General features: G+C 58.3%; 16 protein-coding genes. 6 read left to right on the forward strand and 10 right to left on the reverse strand.

Annotated features, from left to right (window positions below; genetic code table 11):
• The first annotated feature begins 18 nt into the window (after window positions 1-18).
• Window positions 19-819 carry a 5-deoxy-glucuronate isomerase gene (iolB, locus tag ABLU80_RS24865; protein ID WP_032713569.1) on the forward strand — a complete coding sequence of 267 codons (801 nt, stop codon included), beginning with the start codon at window positions 19-21 and terminating at the stop codon, window positions 817-819.
• An 84-nt stretch (window positions 820-903) separates the two neighbouring features.
• Here the strand turns inward: iolB and ABLU80_RS24870 are convergent, their stop codons facing one another.
• The gene (locus tag ABLU80_RS24870) at window positions 904-1,758 is read right to left on the reverse strand and encodes a MurR/RpiR family transcriptional regulator (RefSeq protein WP_015368536.1); all 855 of its coding nucleotides are present in this window, start codon (window positions 1,756-1,758) and stop codon (window positions 904-906) included.
• Between the two features lie 148 nt (window positions 1,759-1,906).
• A complete protein-coding gene (gene iolC / locus ABLU80_RS24875; protein WP_058655178.1) occupies window positions 1,907-3,820 on the reverse strand; it encodes a 5-dehydro-2-deoxygluconokinase in 1,914 nt (637 codons plus the stop codon).
• A 527-nt stretch (window positions 3,821-4,347) separates the two neighbouring features.
• Between iolC and iolD the strand changes: the two genes are divergently transcribed.
• From iolD to ABLU80_RS24900, 5 genes are all read left to right on the forward strand, one after another.
• Complete coding sequence (gene iolD / locus ABLU80_RS24880; RefSeq protein ID WP_047080050.1) at window positions 4,348-6,288, forward strand: 3D-(3,5/4)-trihydroxycyclohexane-1,2-dione acylhydrolase (decyclizing); 1,941 nt, start codon at window positions 4,348-4,350, stop codon at window positions 6,286-6,288.
• A gap of 47 nt (window positions 6,289-6,335) precedes the next feature.
• On the forward strand, window positions 6,336-7,349 hold the full coding sequence (locus ABLU80_RS24885; RefSeq protein WP_015704222.1) for a Gfo/Idh/MocA family oxidoreductase: 1,014 nt from the start codon (window positions 6,336-6,338) through the stop codon (window positions 7,347-7,349).
• A gap of 41 nt (window positions 7,350-7,390) precedes the next feature.
• Window positions 7,391-8,275 carry a sugar phosphate isomerase/epimerase gene (locus ABLU80_RS24890; RefSeq protein ID WP_015368532.1) on the forward strand — a complete coding sequence of 295 codons (885 nt, stop codon included), beginning with the start codon at window positions 7,391-7,393 and terminating at the stop codon, window positions 8,273-8,275.
• 23 nt (window positions 8,276-8,298) lie between these two features.
• Window positions 8,299-9,198: a myo-inosose-2 dehydratase gene (iolE, locus tag ABLU80_RS24895; RefSeq protein WP_032713575.1), complete on the forward strand. Its 900-nt coding sequence runs from the start codon at window positions 8,299-8,301 to the stop codon at window positions 9,196-9,198.
• Between the two features lie 153 nt (window positions 9,199-9,351).
• Window positions 9,352-10,848 (forward strand): sugar porter family MFS transporter, encoded by a 1,497-nt coding sequence (locus ABLU80_RS24900; RefSeq protein WP_047080053.1) that lies wholly within the window; start codon window positions 9,352-9,354, stop codon window positions 10,846-10,848.
• 101 nt (window positions 10,849-10,949) lie between these two features.
• Here the strand turns inward: ABLU80_RS24900 and ABLU80_RS24905 are convergent, their stop codons facing one another.
• From ABLU80_RS24905 to ABLU80_RS24940, 8 genes are all read right to left on the reverse strand, one after another.
• On the reverse strand, window positions 10,950-12,260 hold the full coding sequence (locus ABLU80_RS24905) for an ABC transporter substrate-binding protein (RefSeq protein WP_047080054.1): 1,311 nt from the start codon (window positions 12,258-12,260) through the stop codon (window positions 10,950-10,952).
• A complete protein-coding gene (locus ABLU80_RS24910; RefSeq protein WP_047080055.1) occupies window positions 12,253-13,326 on the reverse strand; it encodes an ABC transporter ATP-binding protein in 1,074 nt (357 codons plus the stop codon). Before ABLU80_RS24910 ends, ABLU80_RS24905 begins: the two co-directional genes overlap by 8 nt.
• 5 nt (window positions 13,327-13,331) lie before the next feature.
• Window positions 13,332-14,156: a phosphodiesterase gene (locus tag ABLU80_RS24915; RefSeq protein ID WP_047080056.1), complete on the reverse strand. Its 825-nt coding sequence runs from the start codon at window positions 14,154-14,156 to the stop codon at window positions 13,332-13,334.
• A 10-nt stretch (window positions 14,157-14,166) separates the two neighbouring features.
• Window positions 14,167-15,054 (reverse strand): carbohydrate ABC transporter permease, encoded by an 888-nt coding sequence (locus tag ABLU80_RS24920; RefSeq protein WP_046654732.1) that lies wholly within the window; start codon window positions 15,052-15,054, stop codon window positions 14,167-14,169.
• A complete protein-coding gene (locus ABLU80_RS24925; RefSeq protein WP_015368525.1) occupies window positions 15,044-15,916 on the reverse strand; it encodes a sugar ABC transporter permease in 873 nt (290 codons plus the stop codon). Before ABLU80_RS24925 ends, ABLU80_RS24920 begins: the two co-directional genes overlap by 11 nt.
• A 142-nt stretch (window positions 15,917-16,058) precedes the next feature.
• Window positions 16,059-17,078 carry an NAD(P)-dependent alcohol dehydrogenase gene (locus ABLU80_RS24930; RefSeq protein ID WP_032709732.1) on the reverse strand — a complete coding sequence of 340 codons (1,020 nt, stop codon included), beginning with the start codon at window positions 17,076-17,078 and terminating at the stop codon, window positions 16,059-16,061.
• A gap of 113 nt (window positions 17,079-17,191) precedes the next feature.
• Window positions 17,192-18,661, reverse strand: a complete 1,470-nt coding sequence (locus tag ABLU80_RS24935; protein WP_049035204.1) for a SulP family inorganic anion transporter — start codon at window positions 18,659-18,661, stop codon at window positions 17,192-17,194.
• Window positions 18,658-19,296, reverse strand: a complete 639-nt coding sequence (locus ABLU80_RS24940) for a carbonic anhydrase (RefSeq protein ID WP_049035206.1) — start codon at window positions 19,294-19,296, stop codon at window positions 18,658-18,660. The genes ABLU80_RS24935 and ABLU80_RS24940 overlap by 4 nt, the downstream gene beginning before the upstream one ends.
• Window positions 19,297-19,650 lie beyond the last annotated feature (354 nt).

Genomic DNA, 19,650 nt, shown 5'->3' on the forward strand with positions numbered 1-19,650 from the left:
TCGGCGAAGGAGAACGCTATGTCGTTATTGGCTAAAGCGCAAAAAGAGGGACATATCCAGCACATCACCCCGCAGAGCGCGGGGTGGCAGTATATTGGCTTTGATGTCTGGATGTTAAAACAGGGGCAAACCGTGACCCTGGAGAGCGGTGATCGTGAGCTATGTCTGGTTCTGGTCTCCGGGCTGGCCTCGATCAAAACTCAGCACGCCGATTTTCCCGACCTCGGTAAACGCATGTCGCCATTCGAGCGTACGCCGCCGTGGTCGGTCTATGTGCCGCCGCACGATAAGGTCGAGGTCACTGCAGATTCCGATCTTGAGCTGGCGGTTTGCAGCGCGCCGGGCAAAGGCAGCTTCCCGGCGCGAGTGATACGGCCTGAGGATGTTGGCGTAGAACATCGCGGTAAAGGGCGTAACCAGCGTCTGGTACATAATATTCTGCCGGATAACGCCCAGGCGGATTGCCTGCTGGTAGTGGAAGTCTACACCGAAGAAGGGGCGACCAGTTCCTGGCCATCGCACAAGCACGATACCGCGCTGCCGGGGCAGGAAACCCAGCTGGAAGAAACCTACTACCACCGTTTCGATCCGCCGCAAGGTTTTGCCTTTCAGCGAGTGTACACCGATGACCGCAGCCTGGATGCCTGTATGGCGCCCTATAACCATGATGTGGTGATGGTGCCGCGCGGCTACCATCCGGTAGCGGCGATCGCCGGTTACAACAGCTACTATCTGAACGTGATGGCGGGGCCGGATCGTAAGTGGCTATTTACCTGGGAAGACGATCACGCCTGGATCAACAGCGATCGCTATTCATAGTGCGCGATAAACGAGAAAAGCCGGGGATGTCCCCGGCTTTTTTGTCTATTGATTGCCCCTGTTTACCGCTAGCGCAACGGGCAATCAGGCGCGGTGCTGCTGCGGCTCTTTGCTGCTATTCAATGCCAGCGATACCGCCAGCGTCTGCGCCAGGCACAGCGAGGCCACCTGTGAACGGAAACCATCGACTTGCGCTTCACGCACCACAAAGCACACATCACTGAAGGCGGCAAGCGGGCTTACCTGGCTATCGGTAATGGCGATTTGTCGCGCCTTGCGCTGGGCGCCAAGCTCAACCAGCTCCACCACTTCACGGGCATAAGGCGAGAAGCTCACCGCCACGACCACATCCTTCGGCCCCACCAGACTGAGCTGCTCGGTGAACATCCCGCCGAGGCCGTCGATCAGGAAGGCTTTGCGATCCAGATGGCGCAGTGCGTAGGTCAGGTAAGAGGCGACGCTGAACGAGCGACGCAGACCGATAACATAGATATTTTCCGCATCCGCCAGTAAATCTACCGCCCGGTTGAGATCTTCGCCGGAGGTCTGCATTGCCAGTTGCTGCAGCGCCTGGGTATTGACCATGCTGAACATGTTGAGGATTTCCGTCGGCGTTTCCGGCGGCGTTGTTTCGTCGTTAGTCGTCTGGCGGAACAGACGCGCGCGCTCGGTGTAGTTGGCGGTCTCTTCCATCAGATGCTGCCTGAACATCTGCTTCATTTCGTTAAAGCCGCTGAAGCCAAAGGCGTTAGCGAAGCGAATCAGCGTTGAGGGCGGAACGTCAGCCTGTTGCGCAATGGAGGCTACAGTATCGAAAGCAACGCTATTACTGTTATCCAGTATATAGCGCGCCACCTGCTTCAGACGTTTGCTGAGCGTGTCGTAGCGCCGTCTGATTTCATCCTGCAGGATGGTCAGTTGGGTCGGATTATTAGCCATAAGTTGCGCTCTGAGAAAATGGAAGGAATATGGCTTCCAGTGTACCAAATGAAGCGAATTTTTCATTTTTTGCGATGAAATACGCGATTCATTTCACGAAGAAACCGCAGGCCCGCCGCTTTCAAGGAAGTGGCGGGCCTGAAGGAGGTTAGCCGCGCGCTTCGCGCCAGTAGCCGATGAGCCGTAGATAGTTCCGTTTCACTTCATCGATTAGCGCTGCGTCATCCAGTTCGCCCTGCATCCAGCGGCGCGAAGGTTGACCAAAGATGGTTCGGCCGACGGCAAAACCCTTGATCATCGGGTGCCCGGCCGCTTCGGCGAAACCTGAACGCAATCGATCCGATGGCGCATCCAGCCCGAGGAGCAGGATGCCCCGGCACCACGGATCTTCGCGCTCGATAAGCGCTGAGATCCGCTCCCACTGGGCGCTGGCCAGCGGCGGCAGCTTCCACCAGTCCGGCTGGATGCCCAACTGATAGAAGTGCTCCAGCATAGTGTGGTAGTGGCGTTCATCTTTGTCCGGTCCGTTCTCCGGCAGGATCACTTCCAATAGCAGCTCGTGCCCGGACTTATTGCAGGCCTGCCAGACTTCCAGCAGCAGCGCATCCTGCTCGGCGCGCAGCGCCGCCGGGTCATCCGGGTGGTAAAAGACCAGGCATTTGACGACGTGCTCAAGCGGCCAGTCGATCAGCTGTGAGCCAATATTACCATGTTCAAGACGTAGCGGACGCGAGCTGGGGAGCTCAATCGGCCGACCGATCCACCAGCCTTTACCGGTAATGGCGTTAAGTGAACGTTGACCATAGGTACCATCGGCGAGGATGCCGCTGCGCCGATCCAGCCCGGCCTCTGTGGCGGCCGCCTCGGCGGCGGCCAACAGCAGCAGTTTGAGTTCGGGAATACAGGCCGGGTCGCGCCCGGTTTCTAATGCCAGATCCGCCAGCTGTTTACGATGGTCAAAGGCGAAGATACACAGTTCCGGCCACGGCTGGCGTCGGCTGGTCACCCGGTGCAAATGATTTAACCGCGCGTCGATATCCGGGCGCGGAACGGCATCGGCCCGCGATAAATAATCATCAAGCTCTACTTTTGTCGGCATCGCCGGCGCGCAGCCGTGGCGCGAAACCACTAAGGCGCCGCAGGCGTTGGCGTAGCGGCAGGCCTGCTCCCAGCCCTCATCGTTAAGCCAGCCGCGCAGTAGCCCGGACATAAAAGCATCGCCGGCACCGAGCACGTTGAGTACTTCGACGCGAACGCCTTGCTGCAACGGCACTTCGTCCCAGCTATCCGGGATGGCGCCCTCCAGCACCACGCAGCCCATCGGCCCGCGCTTGCAGACCAGCGTCGCGTTGGTGGCATGGCGAACGTTTTTCAGCGCGGTGAGGGTATCGGTGCTGCCGCCGGCGATATGAAACTCCTCTTCAGTGCCGACGACTAAATCGAACAGGTGCAGAACTTCCTGCAACTGACGGGTCACCGGACCCGACTCAATGAAACGCGTTTCACCGTCGCCCAGCGAAGTAAGCCCCCACAGCACCGGACGGTAATCGATATCCAGCGCGGTACGCAGGCCGTGGCGGCGGGCGTATTCCAGCGCCTTCAGTACCGCATCGCGGGTATTGGCGTGTGAAAGGTGGGTGCCGGTCACCGCCAGAGCGCGTGAAGAGGCGATGTACTCCTCATTGATATCGTCAGGCGTCAGCGCCATATCGGCGCAGTTGTCGCGGTAGAAAATCAGCGGGAAGGTATCCTGATCCTTAATGCCCAGCATCACCAATGCGGTCAGCCGTTCTTTATCCGTGATCAGATATTCGGTATCGACACCTGCGCGGCGGAGGGTTTCACGCAGAAACCGGCCGTTGTGCTCATCGCCTACCCGCGCCAGCATCGCCGATTTTAATCCCTGAATCGCGGTACCAAAGGCGACGTTGCCCGAGGAGCCGCCGAGATACTTGGCGAAACTGGCCACATCTTCCAACCTTGCCCCTATCTGCTGGGCGTAGAGATCGACGGCCACCCGGCCAATACAGATGACGTCGAGCCGCTTAACTGCTGCATTCATCGCTAGGGTTTCCTTTTGCAAATCTGCTGCCAGGAGAAGGTCGCATGAGTGACGGTCTGCCGTGAACAGCCTGATGGTTATTAGTTATCTCTAGTTTGAGAAATAAATATTTCATTTTCAAATCTAATCGAAATTAAAAAACCAAAAGTGTGAAGGATCTACCACTCTGCGCGGGTACGCAGCTGCCCACCCATACATGCTGTCTGCGTCCCGCTTACCCATGTTCTCCTTTTTTTAATATCAATATTATCCATAATTTTCATGTAGATAATCTTGTTTTTCCTCTTTTGTTTGGAAACCTGCTCGCGAAGGAGATGTAAGTGAAACGTGTGAAATGGGTAGAGAGTTTGATCCTTCTCGCAAAATGAAACATTTCTTCTGTATTTGTGTTTAATGAAAAAAATGTTTGCCTATAATCCAAAAATATTCCAGTGGACGTTAACGGCTTTCCCGCACCTACGCCATCTTCTTTGGCGAGCAAAGCGCTAACTCACACGACAAATACTGAACGATAAGGATTAGGCAACATGGGCAAACTGAGACTGACAATGGCGCAGGCGCTGGTTAAGTTCCTTGATAACCAGTATCTGGAGGTGGACGGCGAAGCGCAGAAATTCGTGAAAGGGATTTTCGCTATTTTTGGTCACGGCAACGTGTTGGGCTTAGGCCAGGCGCTGGAAGAGAACAGCGGCGAACTGCGGGTTTACCAGGGGCGTAATGAACAAGGCATGGCCCATGCGGCCACCGGCTTTGCCCGTCAATCACTGCGCCGGCAGATCATTGCCTGCACTTCTTCCATCGGTCCCGGGGCGGCCAACATGATCACCGCCGCGGCGACGGCTACGGCCAACCGTATCCCGCTGTTATTACTGCCGGGCGATGTATTCGCCACCCGCCAGCCGGACCCGGTACTGCAGCAAATCGAACAGAGCCACGATCTGAGTATCACGACTAACGACGCATTTCGCGCGGTGAGTAAGTACTGGGATCGTATTACCCGCCCGGAACAGCTCATGAGCGCCTGCATTAATGCCATGCGCGTGCTGACGGATCCGGCGGAAACCGGCGCCGTCACCTTGTGTCTGCCGCAGGACGTGCAGGGTGAAGCCTGGGATTATCCCGAGTCCTTTTTTGCCCGCCGCGTCCACCGTCTGGATCGCCGTCCGCCAAGCGCGGCGCAGTTGGCGGATGCGGTAGCGGCAATTAAAGCCAGCCGTAAACCGCTCATCGTCTGCGGCGGCGGCGTGAAATATTCCGCGGCAGGCGAAGCGCTGGTGAGCTTCGCCGAACGTTACGACATCCCGTTTGCGGAAACGCAGGCCGGAAAGGGCACGGTGGTTTCATCGCATCCGCTGAACGTCGGCGGCGTTGGCGAAACGGGCTGTCTGGCTGCCAACCTGTTGGCGAAAGAGGCCGATCTGGTCATCGGTATCGGGACGCGTTTTAGTGATTTCACCACCTCCTCGAAATGGATATTCCAATCCCCGGGCGTGCGCTTTCTTAACGTTAACGTCAGTAATTTTGATGCCTGGAAGCTGGACGGCATCCCAATGCTGGCGGACGCCCGCGAGGCGCTAAGTGCGCTCAGCGCAGCGCTGGCGAACGAGTCCTGGCAGGCAGGATGGGGCGCGCAGATTGCAAGCGTGCAGAGCCGGCAGATGAAAGAGACCCAGCGCGTCTACCAGGCGGTCTGGCAGGAAACGGATTTCGTACCAGAAATTGACGACCATATTGACCGTGAATCGGTTTATCGCGAATTCCGTCAAATCACGGATTCTACCCTGACGCAAAGCAGCGTACTTGGCCTGCTGAACGAGTCGCTGGCGGCGGATGCGGTCATTGTGGCGGCGGCGGGCAGCCTGCCGGGGGATTTACAACGCGTCTGGCGCAACCGCGCGCCGAATACCTATCACGTCGAGTACGGCTACTCGTGCATGGGCTATGAGGTCAACGCCGCCCTCGGCGTTAAGCTGGCGCAGCCGCAGAGCGAAGTCTATTCGCTGGTCGGCGATGGCTCCTTCATGATGCTGCACTCTGAGTTGGTCACCTCCCTGCAGGAGCGGGCGAAGATCAACGTCATCCTGCTCGACAACATGGCGAACGGCTGCATCAACAACCTGCAGCTGGAACACGGTATGGATAGCTTTGGCACCGAGTTCCGCTACCGCTCGGCGGAAAACGGCCAGCTGCAGGGCGGGCTGGTACCGGTGGATTTCGCCACGATTGCTTCCGGCTACGGCTGCAAGACCTGGCGGGTCACCACCCTCGATGAGCTTCGCCACGCGCTGGATGCCGCTCGCCGTGAAACCGTCAGCACGCTTATCGACATTAAAGTACTGCCGAAAACCATGGTCCACAAATACGGTAGCTGGTGGAACGTTGGCGTGGCGCAGACGGCGCTGTCGGAACGTATCCGTAAAGTCGCTGAAATGATTAATGAAAAACGCGCCCAGGCGCGGGATTACTAACAAAGAACACGAACCCTGAACCCTACAGAACTACGGAGAGAACCATCATGTCACTCAAATTAGGTGTCATCGGCGCAGGCGCCATCGGTAAAGAACATATCCGTCGCTGCACCCAGGTCTTACAGGGGGCGACCGTGGTCGCCGTTTCTGATATCAACGCCGATAACGCCCGTGCGGCAGTAGCGCTGCCGGGCGTGCAGGCGGAAGTCTACGCCGACGGTCATGATGTGATTAAAGCCAGCGACGTTGACGCCGTGCTGGTGACCTCCTGGGATCCAACCCATGAAGAGTACACCCTGGCGGCTATTGAGGCCGGTAAGCCCGTATTTTGCGAAAAGCCGTTGGCGATGAGCGCGGAAGGCTGCCGCCGTATTGTGGATGCTGAAATGAAAGCCGGGCGTCGCCTCGTTCAGGTTGGCTTTATGCGTCCATACGATGAAGGCTATCTGGCGTTGAAGAAGGTCATCGACGACGGTGATATCGGCGCGCCGTTGATGCTGCGCTGTGCCCACCGTAACCAGTCGGTCGGTGAGAACTACACCACCGATATGGCGATCACCAACACCCTGATCCACGAACTGGACGTGCTGCGCTGGCTGCTAAATGACGACTACCGCTCCGTACAGGTGCGCTTCCCGCGCTCGACCTCCCATACCCATGCGCGGCTGAAAGACCCTCAGATAGTCTCGTTTGAAACGAAAAAGGGCACCCTGATCGACGTCGAAGTCTTCGTAAATTGCCAGTACGGCTACGACATCCAGTGCGAAGTCGTTGGCGAAACGGGCATTGCGCGCCTGCCGGAACCGTCGGCGGTGGAGATGCGTAAAGCCGCCAGCCTGTCGACAGCCATCCTCACCGACTGGAAAGACCGTTTCATCAAAGCCTACGACGTCGAACTGCAGGCATTTATCAATGATGTGAAAGCCGGCAAGCTGCAGGGCCCCTCCGCCTGGGACGGTTATGCGGCATCGGTTGCCGCCGACGCCTGCCTGAAGGCGCAGGAGTGCAACGAACCGGTAGCAGTATCGCTACCTGAGTGCCCGGCATTCTACCAACGCTAAATCCTCCTTCACCGACGTAACGTTTCAAACAGGTAACGACGATGAAAATTGCTTTTGATGTCGATGTGATTCGCGATCTCGGGATCACCAGAATGGTTCAGCAGGTGGCGGAGTGGGGCTACAAATACATTGAACAGTCGCCGCACCCGCAGATTAACCCATTCTACAAACATCCGCGCGCCAGCCGGGAGATCATGGCCGAGTATAAGCAGGCGCTGCGTGACAACGGCGTTGAACTCTCCTCGTTCATCTGCGTTTATCGCTGGTCCGGCCCGGATGAGCTGCGCCGTCAGGCGGCGGTGAAGAACTGGAAGCGGCTCATCGAAGTAGCGGTAGAGATGGGCGTGCAGGTTATCAACACCGAATTTTCTGGCGATCCTAACCAGCCGGAAATTTGCGAAGAAATGTTCTACCGCTCGATGGAAGAACTGCTGCCGATATTCGAACGTGAAGGTATCCGCGTCGAAATCCAGGCCCACCCGTGGGACTTCTGCGAAGAAAACAACGAGACGGTGGATATCGTAAAGTCCTTCCGTAGCGACAACGTGAAGTACGTCTACAGCGTGCCGCACACCTTCTTCTACGACAAAGGTAAAGGTGAAGTCGAGAAGATGCTGCGCTATGCCGGTCAGGACCTGTCTCACGTGCTGATTGCCGATACCCGCAATCACACCAAACACTGCCGCTATATCGTTAATCCGCCGGGCGTTGACGCCGCCGTACACCAGCACGTCGGCGTCGGCGAAGGGGATGTCGATTTCGATGCTCTGTTCCGCACCCTGCGCGATATGCGTTTCGCTGAACAGACCTTCAAAGTTGGCGGTGAACCGATCGTCTGCACCTCGCTGTTTGGTTACCCGGAAAAGATGAAATACCAGGCCGTGGAAACGCGTGAACTTATCGAACGTGAACTGCTGCGCCGGTAAGGCGCGGCGGCAGGAGCATCAAAATGAACAAAGAGAACGTCAAACTGGCTATCGCCCCTATCGGTTGGACTAACGACGATATGCCTGAGCTGGGGAGCGAAAACACCTTCCAGCAAACGGTCAGCGAAATGGCGCTGGCCGGGTTTACCGGCAGCGAAGTCGGCAGCAAATATCCGCGCGATCCGGCGGTGCTGAAGCCGATGCTGGATATTCGTGGCATGCAGATTTGCAACGCCTGGTTCAGCACCTTCTTCGCGAATGGCCAAAGAGAAAAAACCATCGATGAATTCGTTAACCACATGAATTTCCTCCATGCGATGGGCGCAAAGGTGATTGGTTGCTCTGAACAAAGCGGCAGTATCCAGGGGCTCGATAAACCGATTCTCGGTGATGTAAAGCCGTGCTTTAGCGACGAAGAGTGGCAGCGGGTAGCTGAAGGTTATAACGCGCTTGGCAAACTGGCGGCAGAGAAGGGGATGCAGGTTTGCCTGCATCACCATATGGGCACCGGCATTCAGACTGCCGCGGAGATCGACAAGTTTATGTCGCTGGTGGACGAACGCGTCTTCCTGCTCTACGACACCGGTCACGCCTGGTATTCAGAGGGCGGCGAGGCGCCGATGCTGGCGATCCTGAAAAAATATCTGCCGCGCATTAACCACGTGCATCTGAAAGACGTCCGCCCCGCGGTGATTGAGCAGGTGCGCCGCGAAGGGCTCTCATTCCTCGACGGCGTCAAGAAAGGCACCTTTACCGTACCGGGAGACGGCGAAATAGATTTCCGTCCGGTCTTCCAGTTGCTGGATGACTACGGCTACAAGGGTTGGATGGTAGTGGAAGCCGAACAAGACCCTGCGCTGGCGAACCCCTTCGAATACGCCGTAAAGGCGCGTAAGTACATCCGCGAAACGGCAGGAATCTGATCGTTGATGCATTTCGGGCCACACAGCTGCGTGGCCCGCTTTTTCTAAACCTCAAGAGAACCACACGAGAACGACACGTCCGTGAGGCAGGAGGCCTCTGTATTCAGACAAGAGCATATCTTCCCCCTACAAGGTAGGTTACTGGAGTCTTCTATGTCACAGGAACAATATCTCACACTCAATAAAGCGTCGGGGCCGAATAGCGACGCCCCGGCAACGCCGTTTGTTAAGATCGTTGCGTTGATTGCGACCTTAGGCGGTTTACTCTTTGGCTACGACACCGGGGTGATTTCCGGCGCCCTGCTGTTTATGGGTAAGGAACTGCACCTCACGCCCTTTACCACCGGGCTGGTGACCAGCTCACTGCTGTTCGGCGCCGCATTCGGCGCACTGCTTTCTGGCCATCTGGCCAGCGCCGCAGGCAGAAAGAAAATCATCCTCTGGCTGGCGGTGATCTTCGCTATCGGCGCGGTGGGTACTGCCCTCGCGCCGGACGTCAACTGGATGATTTTCTTCCGCCTGGTTCTCGGCGTAGCGGTTGGCGGCGCGGCGGCAACGGTGCCGGTTTACATCGCTGAGATGGCGCCCGCCAACAAACGCGGGCAACTGGTTACGCTGCAGGAACTGATGATCGTCTCAGGACAGCTGCTGGCCTATATCTCTAACGCCACCTTCCATGAGCTGTGGGGCGGTGAAAGTACCTGGCGCTGGATGCTGGCGGTGGCGACGCTACCAGCCGTGCTGTTGTGGTTTGGCATGATGTTTATGCCGGATACCCCGCGCTGGTATGCGATGAAAGGCCGACTGGCGGAAGCGCGCCGGGTGCTGGAGCGTACGCGGCGTAAAGATGATGTCGAATGGGAGCTAATGGAGATTACGGAAACTCTCGACGAGCAGCGCAATCTTGGTAAGCCAAAAATTCGTGAAATCATGACCCCGTGGCTGTTTAAGCTGTTCATGATCGGTATCGGCGTGGCGGTTATTCAGCAGCTTACCGGCGTCAATACCATTATGTACTATGCGCCGACGGTGCTGACCTCGGTCGGTATGACCGATAACGCCGCGCTGTTCGCCACCATTGCCAACGGCGTGGTTTCGGTGCTGATGACCTTTGTCGGCATCTGGATGCTGGGGAAGATAGGCCGTCGCCCGATGACCATGATCGGCCAGTTCGGTTGTACCGCCTGCCTGGTGTTTATCGGCGCGGTGAGCTACCTGCTGCCGGAAACGGTCAATGGTCAGCCGGATGCGCTGCGCGCCTATATGGTACTGGCGGGAATGCTGCTGTTCCTGAGCTTCCAACAGGGGGCGCTGTCACCGGTAACCTGGCTGCTGTTATCGGAAATTTTCCCAACCCGGATGCGCGGGATGTTTATGGGCGGGGCGGTGTTCTCAATGTGGATTGCCAACTTCCTGATCTCGCTGTTCTTCCCGATGCTACTGTCGTGGGTCGGCCTCTCCGGAACCTTCTTTATCTTTGCGGCAATCGGTATCTTCGGCGCGATCTTCGTGATCAAATGCGTGCCGGAAACGCGCAATCGCAGCCTTGAGCAGATCGAACACTATCTGCGTGAGAAGCTGGATACCAGCCCGGCGGGAAAAGCCTACGCGCGTAAATCCTGGGCTTCGTCGCAGGTGGATAAAATCTAAGGCTTCGACAAAATCTCCCCGGCGCATTCTGCGCTGGGGGCGGTTGGTCACCCGGCTTGGGCGTTTACGCCGCAAGCCGGGCGCCCCGCTACATACCTGTGCTACTTCACTTCTCCCAGCGCAGTCTTATCAACATAAGGTTTCATTAGCGCGTCAGCTTCCTTCTGCGCCGCCTGTACCGCGGCTTCCGGCGTTACTTTAGCATCGTTGACCACCGCCGCCAGCTGGTTCTCCATCGCCTTACGCACGGCAACGGTCTCCCAGGTGGAATACCACGGATGCGCGTACTTCAGCTGTTCAAGGGCGATCGCTGCTCGTGGATCCTGCTGCAGATAAGCTTTCATCTCCGGCGTATCGTAAGAAGCCTTACGCGGCGAGAAGTAGCCGGTAAAGCGGCTCCACGCGCCGTTTACCTGCGGGCTCACCAGATAAGTCAGGAACTGGTAGGCCGCTTTCTTCTGCGCGTCGTTGATGCCTTTAAAGCTTACAAGGCTGGCGCCGCCAATCGGCACCGCGCGCTGCTCTTTGGCTGGTAGCATGGCGACCCCGAGTTCAAAATCTTTACTGTTCTCGCGCATAAAGCCCAGTGCGCCGGTGCTGAGCATCGCCATGCCAAGTTTGCCGGAGAAGAATGAAGCGCTGATCTGCTTCGAATTCAGTACCCCGGAAGGCATCACTTTGTCTTTGTAGATCAGATCCTGCCAGAAGCGCAGAGCGCCGATAGCGGTCGGCGAGTTGTAATAAACCTCACCCGGATAGTCTTCATTGAAATATTTACCGCCGTTGGCGCGCACCAGCGCCGAGAAGATCCAGCCGCCGTAGTCGTCGTTAGTCGACGGCAGCATGATCCCCCACTGGCCTTTGCTCTCGTCGGTCAGCTTTTTGGCATCGGCCAGCAGCTCGGCCCAGGTCTGCGGTGGTTGCGCGATCCCAGCCCGATCGAACAGCGTCTTGTTGTAGTAGAGGATCGGTGTCGAGTTATGGAACGGGATCGCATAGGTGGTGCCCATCACCTGGGCGTTCTTATGCATCGCGGGCCAGAATTCCTTTTGCAGAAAATCGCCGGCCTTTTGATCGCCATATTTAAACAGCTCATCCATCGGCAGGATCTCATCCTTCAGCGCCAGATCGGTGGTGAAGTTGGCGGACATGATCACCAGCGCCGGGGTTTGCCCGGCCTTCTGCGCGGATTCGGCTTTGATCTTGGTGGTGTCATAGTTGCCGGTGAAGATGCCGCGCACTTCGACATCCTGCTGCGACTCGTTAAAGGCTTTAATGACGCGTGTCATCTCCATCGTCAGCTTGCCGTCTACCGGAGCCGGGAACATGAAGTCTATTTTCTCTTTCGCCAGCGCCGCGCCGCTCAGGGCGAGGCTGAGCCCAACCGTCAGGGCGGTGAGGGGGTTAAACATGATTACACTCCATCAGTAAATTATGCTGGGTCTCAGCATGAAAAAGATGCACATCGGCAGGCGAGAAGCCGAGGATCAGCGATTCGCCTTTTTCAGGCACCGTGCCACGGTGGCGGCGGCTAAAGCGCAGGGTGCCGATCGGGGTGCTGACGTGGAGCAGATAATCGGCTCCCATCAGTTCTCGTTGCAGGACGGTACCCGGCAGCCGCAGATGGCCGTGCTCGACGCGGTCGGTAATATGTTCCGGGCGAATGCCCAGCCAGACGCGCGTCTGGCTGCGGTGGCGCGGCGGTAGCGGATGGCGTTGTTCGCCAAGCTGAACGTTGCCGTCAACGCAGGGGAGCGATAGCAGATTCATTGCCGGTGAACCGATAAATCCGGCCACGAACAGATTGGCCGGGTTGGCATACAGATACTCTGGCCGCCCCACCTGCTGCACGTGACCGCCGTTCATCACCACGATGCGGTCGGCCATCGACATGGCCTCGGTTTGATCGTGGGTGACGTAGACGGTACTGGTTTTTAACTGCTGGTGGAGGTCCATAATGCTGTCGCGGACTTCGCTGCGCAGGCGAGCGTCGAGGTTGGACAGCGGTTCATCCATTAAGAACAGCCGCGGATTACGCACGATCGCCCGCGCCATCGCTACCCGCTGCCGTTGGCCGCCGGAGAGCTTCGCCGGTTTGCGATCGAGCAGCGCCTCCAGCTGCAGCATCTGCGCGACTTTATCTACCCGCGGCTGCCAGCCGCTTTTTTCTTCCTTACGCACCTTCATGCCGAAGGTGATGTTGTCGCGCACAGAGAGATGTGGAAACAGCGCATAGTTCTGGAAGATCATCGCAAAATTGCGTTCGCGCGGCGTGGTGTCGGTGATGTTCTCATCATGCAGCCAGATTTCGCCTTCACTGACCTGATCCAGCCCGGCAAGCAGGCGCAGCAGGGTGCTTTTACCGCAGCCTGACGGGCCGACCAGCACCACGAATTCGCCTTCGTGAATATCAAGCGACAGCGCGCTGAGCGCCGGTTTACCGTCGAAATGTTTACTGATGTTTTGCAGACTGAGCATGGCGGTTAGCGCTCTTCCGTTGGACAACTGATGTTTTCGTCGTACAGCCACGGCCCGGCGTAGTGGGCCAGCGAGTGCTGGTAGCTCACCCACTGTTCGCCGACCTGGCGGTGCATCAGGCACGAAGCCGGCGAGAGATCGTAATACGGGCGAGTGTCTTCGTGGCAATACGGTACCTGATGGACGGTGCCGGGGAGGGTGGAGATCAGCGCCTGGCGATACTGGGTCATGGTCAGGCTATGGTTATGGCCGCAGAAGATGCGCGTCAACGACGGGAAACGCTCCACCAGCGCCAGCAGACGGTAGCCGTTTTCGCAGGCAATCGGGTCCATCTGCGCGTTGCCCAGCGGCAGCGGCGGGTGGTGCATAAACACCGTGGCCGGTTTGTCGCCGCCCTCGAACAGCTGCGCTTCCAGCCAGCTAATGGTCTCGTCGGTCAGCCAGCCTTTTGAAGTGCCGGCGCGGCTGGAGTCGATAAACAGCAGGCGGGTAGCGAAGTCGTCAACCGCATAGCGCATATTATTGGCATCGCTACCGAGCTGTGGGCACAGCGGCTGCAGGTACTCCAGAAACAGCGCTTTATCATCGTGATTACCGGGGATGAGATACAGCGGATAGTTCAGGCTGCCGAGGATCTGGCGGGCGACCTGATACTCCTCCGGGCGGCCGCAGTTGACGATATCGCCGCTCACCACCACCGCATCCGGGCGTTCGCGCAGCGCGTTAAGTTGAGAAACCACATCAGCATTGGCGGCATTGACGTCGATAAAGCCGTACAGCTTCTCGCCGCGGCTGCGGAAATGGGTATCGGAAATGTGCGCTAACAGCATGAATAACTCCTTATTTGATCCCGGAGAAGCCGAAGCTTCGCAGGAACTGTTTCTGGAAAAGGATGAACGCCAGCATCAGCGGCAGGCAGACCATCAGCGTCCCGGCGCCGATGGTGCCCCACTGGCCGCCGGATTCAGCGCCCATGGCGAAAGAGACCAGCCCGACCGTCAGCACCTGCTTATCGGGATCGTTGAGCATCATCAGCGGCCACAGGTACTCGTTCCAGTGGTAGGTAATGCTGACGGTGGCGAAGGCCAGCACCGATGGCCAGGACATCGGCAGCAGTACGCGGAATAGCACCTGCCACCAGCGGCATCCCTCCATCAGCGCTGCCTCTTCCAGCTCTTTCGGGATGGCGAGGAACGCCTGGCGCATCAGAAACACGCCGAACGCCGAGGTGAAGTAGGGCATCATTACGCCGGTCAGGGTGTTAAGCAGGCCGAAGGTTTTCAGAGTCAGCATGTTCGGCACCATCATCACCACCGGCATGATCATCAGCTGGACGAGAAACAGCAGAAACAGCGTTTTCTTGCCGCGAAATTCGTGGCAGGCGAAGACGTAGCCGGCGGTGGTGATGGTGAGTAGCTGCACGAAGAAAGTGCCGAAGGTAAAGATAAGGGTGTTGGCGTACAGGCTCAGCCAGTCGGCGCTGTCCCAGGCGTCGCGGAAGTTATCGAGGGTCAGCGGCAGGCGCGGCAGCAATGAGGCCATATCTTCGCCGAAGGTGGTGGCGCTGAACGAGGTCGCCAGCATCCAGATAAACGGGCTCACCCATAGCAGCGCCAGGCAGCACATGATTACCGTCAGGGTAAAGGGCTGTGAGCGACGCAGGCGCAACCACAGCGGACGCGCAGCGGCGGGCGAGCGGACCATCAGCGGCGAGATTTCAGCGCTCATAGTGGGCTCCTTTTTCCAGCAATTTCAGGTTAATCAGCGAGAAGGCAAACAGCCCGGCCAGCGTCAGGAAGGTGGCGGCGGAGGCTTTGCCGAGGTCGTGGGTATCCCAGGCGAGATTCTGGATGTAATAGAGCAGCACGGTCGTGGCGTTATCCGGCCCGCCGCGCGTCATCACCGCGACGTGATCAATCTGGGTAATGGAGTAAATCAGCGCGGTGGTGATAACAAAGCTCAGCGTCGGGCGCAGCAGCGGCAGTGTGACCTTAAAAAACACCTGGGTGCGGCTGGCCCCTTCCATCAGCGCGGCTTCCCGCGTCGAGGCCGGAATGCTCTGCAACCCGGCGAGGAAAAACAGCATGTAGTAGCCGGCGAATTTCCACACGCCAATCAGCGCCAGCGCCAGCAGCGCGCTGTTGCTGCGCCCCAGCCAGTTGTTGTTCTGAGGGCCAAATAGCTTCGCCAGATAGTGATCGAGCAGGCCGAGGCCGGGCATAAAAATAAACAGCCACAGCGCGGCGGCGCTGACCATCGGGATAATCATCGGGAAGAAAAAGGCGGTGCGCAGCCAGCGGTTGACGCGGTGATTCTCGCTCAGCGCCACCGCCAGCAGCAGAGCGAGCGTCACGCCGGGTACCACCGTCAGCAGGATATAGAGCAGATTATTGACCAGCGATTGCCAGAAAACGCCGTCGGCAAACAGGCGGGCGAAGTTATCCAGCCCGACGTACTGTGCGCCGTCGCTGGCCATGCGGGTATCAAACAGGCTGTCATAGACCGAACGGCCAAGCGGAAACCAGGTAAACAGCAGTAAAAACAACAGAGAAGGCGACAGTATCAGCCAGGGGAGCCAGCGCTTATTCATGGTGACGGGCGTCTCGTTCAGGCGTTTATGGAAGCCCGGATTGTGGGAAGCGATGACTACAGGGGAATGGCGGGGAGATGACGGTTTGATGAAGCAAGGAGAAAAGCGCCGGGCGCACGGGACGCCCGGCGATAAATACCAATCAGAAGTCGGCTTTTAATACCGCGCGATAGCGGGCTTTGCCTTCGCGCACGTGTTTCAGCGCTTCGTTAATTTGCGACATCGGGAACAGTTCGGTGGTTGGCGCCACTTTGCTACGCCCGGCGAATTTCATCAGCTTACGCAGTTCGGACGGATTACCGGTCGCCGAGCCGGAGATGCTGCGGTCGCCGCCGATAAGGGTAAAGGCCGGAACCGGGAACGGCTTCATCACCGCGCCGACGGTGTGGAAGTTGCCGCCGTAAGCCAGCGCCTGGAAGTACGGCTGCCAGTCGAGATCCACCGCTACGGTGTTGATGATCAGATCGAACTGACCGGCCAGCGCGGTTAACGCCTGCGGATCGCGGCTGTTCACCACACGATCGGCCCCCATTGCCAGCACTTCCTGCTCTTTCGCCGGGTTGGAACTGAAAGCGGTCACTTCCGCCCCCATCGCCCGCAGCAGTTTAATGGCGATATGGCCGAGGCCGCCGATACCAATCACGCCGACGCGGCTGGTGGCGGTCACGTGGTGGGTCAGCAGCGGTTTGAAGACGGTGATGCCGCCGCACAGCATCGGGCCGGCGGAAGCCAGATCGATGCTCTCCGGCAGCGGGATCACCCATTGCCAGTCGGCGCGCAGCTTATCGGCGAAGCCGCCGCGGTTCATAATGGTCGGCACAGAGCCTTCCAGGCAGTTGATCTGGTTGCCGCTGATACAGGCGTCGCAGTGGCCGCAGCTGCGCGCCGTCCAGCCGATCCCAACCTTCTGACCAATCTTCAGCCCTTTATCCTGCGCCGCGCTGCCCAGCGCCGCCACCCGGCCAATCACCTCGTGACCGGCGACCAGCGGGTAGCTCGACATGCCCCATTCGTTGTCGATCATCGACAGGTCCGAATGACAAATCCCGCAGTACTCCACTTCGACTTCGACATCTTCCGGCAACAGTTCGCCGGCATCGTACTCCCACAGCGACAGATCGGCGCCCGCTTCTTTGGCGGCGTAACTTTTAATGATGCTCATGTTTGTTTCCTTGGGGTTGGCGTAGTAACGAAGAAAGTGTAGAGCATGGCAACAGGCGTCGCTTGGCATTAGGAGGGGTGGATAAGCGGGCGGACCAGCCGCCCGGGAGACGGTCAGCGGCTGGCAAGCGGCCACTGATTGAGGCGGATACCGCGCTGCGGCGCGCTCTCGGCAAAATCATCCAGCACCGCCTGCACATCCGGGTCAAGATAGCCGACGTTATCGTGCTCGACGATCACCACGCTCTTTTCCGGAATTTTCGCCAGCAGCGCCAGCAGATGCGGATTGTGTAAAAAGGTCAGGTTCTGCTGGATGCGCAGCACGTAGTGGTCGTCGTAGCGCGCCAGCTGCAGCGAATGGCGATGGCTACGCCAGATGCTGAACGCCACCTGGGTGGCGAGACCAATCCCGATCCCCGCCAGCATGCCGAAGCCGATAATCCCGCCAATGGTGGCAAGGAAGGGGACGTACTGTGCGGCGCCCTGGCGGAACTGTTCAATGAACAGCCGCGGCGTCGCCAGTTTATAGCCGGTATACAACAGCACGGCGGCAAGGCTGGCGAGCGGAATTAACGTCAGCAGGCCGCTAAACCACAGTCCGCAGATCAGTAACAGCACGCCGTGGATAAAGATCGACAGTTTGCTCTGCGCGCCGTTGCTGACGTTGACCGAGCTGCGGACGATGACCGCGGTGATCGGCATCGCCCCGAGTACGCCGGAGAGCAGGTTGCCGACGCCCTGGGCGACCATTTCGCGGTTCGGCGAAGGCGGCGGATTTTGCGGACGCAGTTTTTTCAGCGCCTCCTGGCTGAGCAAGGTTTCGAGGCTGGCGACCAGCGCGAGGGTTAGCGCCACCACCCACACCGACGGATTACGCCACGCGCTCCACGCAGGAGACTCCAGCTCGCCCAGCAGATCGCCGAGGCTACCGAACTCTGGCAGGGTAATGCGCGGCAGGGAGGCAAGCTGCTGCGGCGCGGCCTGGGTCATTAATACGGTGGTGGCACAACCGAGCAGGACAGCGATCAGCGGGCCGGGGATCCAGCGCAGGCTCTTCACCCGGCGGATAAGCGGCGAACCCCACAGCCATAGCACCAGCAGGCCGCCCAGGGCGACGGCGATAGCACTGAGGGAGAAGGTGGCGTTGCCCTGCGCTATATCGGCGAGCCCGGTCTCTTCTGCGCTGCCAAGCGCGACGGGGATCTGCTGCATAATCAGCAGGATGCCGATCGCCGCCAGCATACCTTTGATGACGCTGGCGGGAACCAGCGAGATAAAGCGCCCGGCCCGCAGAACGCCGAACAGCAGCTGCAGCACGCCGGCCAGCACCAGCGCCATCAGGAAGACGGAGAAGGAACCCAGGGATTCAATGGCGGCGACGACGATGGTGACCAGTCCGGCGGCGGGGCCGCTGACGGCAAAGCGGGAGGGGCTGAGGGCGGTGACGACCAGGCCGCCGATGATACCGGTCAGCAGACCGACAAAGGGCGGTAAGCCGCTGGCCTGGGCGATGCCGAGGCACAGCGGCAGGGCGACAAGGAAGACGACAATGCCTGCGAGAGAGTCCTGACGAAGAGTATTCATGGGGCATGCTCCTGAGGTGAGAGGTGTTCGACGAGAGTGGTCAGATGGCCGGATGCCAAATCGTAGACGCAGCCGTGCAGGCTGAGCGGCCGTCCGCTGGCGAGCAGCGTCTGTACGGGGTCGCAGTCAAGCAGGCGGCTGAACTGGGCGCGAACGTTGGCTTCCACCAGGGCATTGAGCGCCGCGGCCGCGTCGGCGTCAGTGTCAGTGGGTGTCAGAGCAACGATATCACTCTGCAGGGTATCGCGCAGCGAGCCGATGCGGCGGGCCAGCGCCGAGGACTCGTGGGCCAGCGACATCTGCGGCAACGACAGCGCCGCCTGCACGCCGCCGCAGCCGTAGTGGCCGCAGAGCACCACCCGTTCGACTTCGAGATAGTGGAGGGCATATTGCAGTACGCTCATAAAGTTGTCGTCGGCGGGGTCAATCATGTTAGCGATATTGCGGTGGACGAAGAGTTCGCCGGGATGGCTGCCGGTGAGCACTTCAGCGGGAACGCGGCTATCGGAGCAGCCAATCCACAGCGAATGTGGCCGCTGCCCGGCTACCAGTTTTTCAAAATATTCCGGGTCATGCTGGCACTTCTGCAGCGCCCAGCTGCGGTTACGCGCCAGTAAAGGTTTTAGGGTAGTCACAGTCTTTCTCCTGAGTAAATTCACCGAGTGAAGATGTCCATCGAGACTCGTACAACGACTAGTAAAAATAGTATTTACCGGAACTTTCACGCCTGAGGAAAATCCTGGAATAAAGAGCGAAAACAAAACTTTTCATTAATGTAAAGTCATAAAAATATTGACGTAATTAATAAATCCTTAAGGATTGCGGTAATAAGAAAAAGCGATGGAGTAGTTTTTTATGGAATATATAAATCAATTACATTAATTATTCTGGAATCTTATATTGAGTGTTTGAGGAAGCGTAAATGCTTATGGTTGGCGGCGATAAAACGTTGACGCGATGAGGGTGTAATGTGAGATGGATTTGAGAAA

Source organism: Klebsiella sp. CN_Kp104 (assembly GCF_040064515.1).
Classification (GTDB): Bacteria; Pseudomonadota; Gammaproteobacteria; order Enterobacterales; family Enterobacteriaceae; genus Klebsiella; species Klebsiella aerogenes.

Excerpts from the sequence above, each read along its gene's own strand:
- iolB (WP_032713569.1), top strand. The coding sequence starts at position 19 with ATGTCGTTATTGGCTAAAGCGCAAAAAGAGGGACATATCCAGCACATC.
- ABLU80_RS24870 (WP_015368536.1), bottom strand. The coding sequence starts at position 1,758 with ATGGCTAATAATCCGACCCAACTGACCATCCTGCAGGATGAAATCAGA.
- iolC (WP_058655178.1), bottom strand. The coding sequence starts at position 3,820 with ATGAATGCAGCAGTTAAGCGGCTCGACGTCATCTGTATTGGCCGGGTG.
- iolD (WP_047080050.1), top strand. The coding sequence starts at position 4,348 with ATGGGCAAACTGAGACTGACAATGGCGCAGGCGCTGGTTAAGTTCCTT.
- ABLU80_RS24885 (WP_015704222.1), top strand. The coding sequence starts at position 6,336 with ATGTCACTCAAATTAGGTGTCATCGGCGCAGGCGCCATCGGTAAAGAA.
- ABLU80_RS24890 (WP_015368532.1), top strand. The coding sequence starts at position 7,391 with ATGAAAATTGCTTTTGATGTCGATGTGATTCGCGATCTCGGGATCACC.
- iolE (WP_032713575.1), top strand. The coding sequence starts at position 8,299 with ATGAACAAAGAGAACGTCAAACTGGCTATCGCCCCTATCGGTTGGACT.
- ABLU80_RS24900 (WP_047080053.1), top strand. The coding sequence starts at position 9,352 with ATGTCACAGGAACAATATCTCACACTCAATAAAGCGTCGGGGCCGAAT.
- ABLU80_RS24905 (WP_047080054.1), bottom strand. The coding sequence starts at position 12,260 with ATGTTTAACCCCCTCACCGCCCTGACGGTTGGGCTCAGCCTCGCCCTG.
- ABLU80_RS24910 (WP_047080055.1), bottom strand. The coding sequence starts at position 13,326 with ATGCTCAGTCTGCAAAACATCAGTAAACATTTCGACGGTAAACCGGCG.
- ABLU80_RS24915 (WP_047080056.1), bottom strand. The coding sequence starts at position 14,156 with ATGCTGTTAGCGCACATTTCCGATACCCATTTCCGCAGCCGCGGCGAG.
- ABLU80_RS24920 (WP_046654732.1), bottom strand. The coding sequence starts at position 15,054 with ATGAGCGCTGAAATCTCGCCGCTGATGGTCCGCTCGCCCGCCGCTGCG.
- ABLU80_RS24925 (WP_015368525.1), bottom strand. The coding sequence starts at position 15,916 with ATGAATAAGCGCTGGCTCCCCTGGCTGATACTGTCGCCTTCTCTGTTG.
- ABLU80_RS24930 (WP_032709732.1), bottom strand. The coding sequence starts at position 17,078 with ATGAGCATCATTAAAAGTTACGCCGCCAAAGAAGCGGGCGCCGATCTG.
- ABLU80_RS24935 (WP_049035204.1), bottom strand. The coding sequence starts at position 18,661 with ATGAATACTCTTCGTCAGGACTCTCTCGCAGGCATTGTCGTCTTCCTT.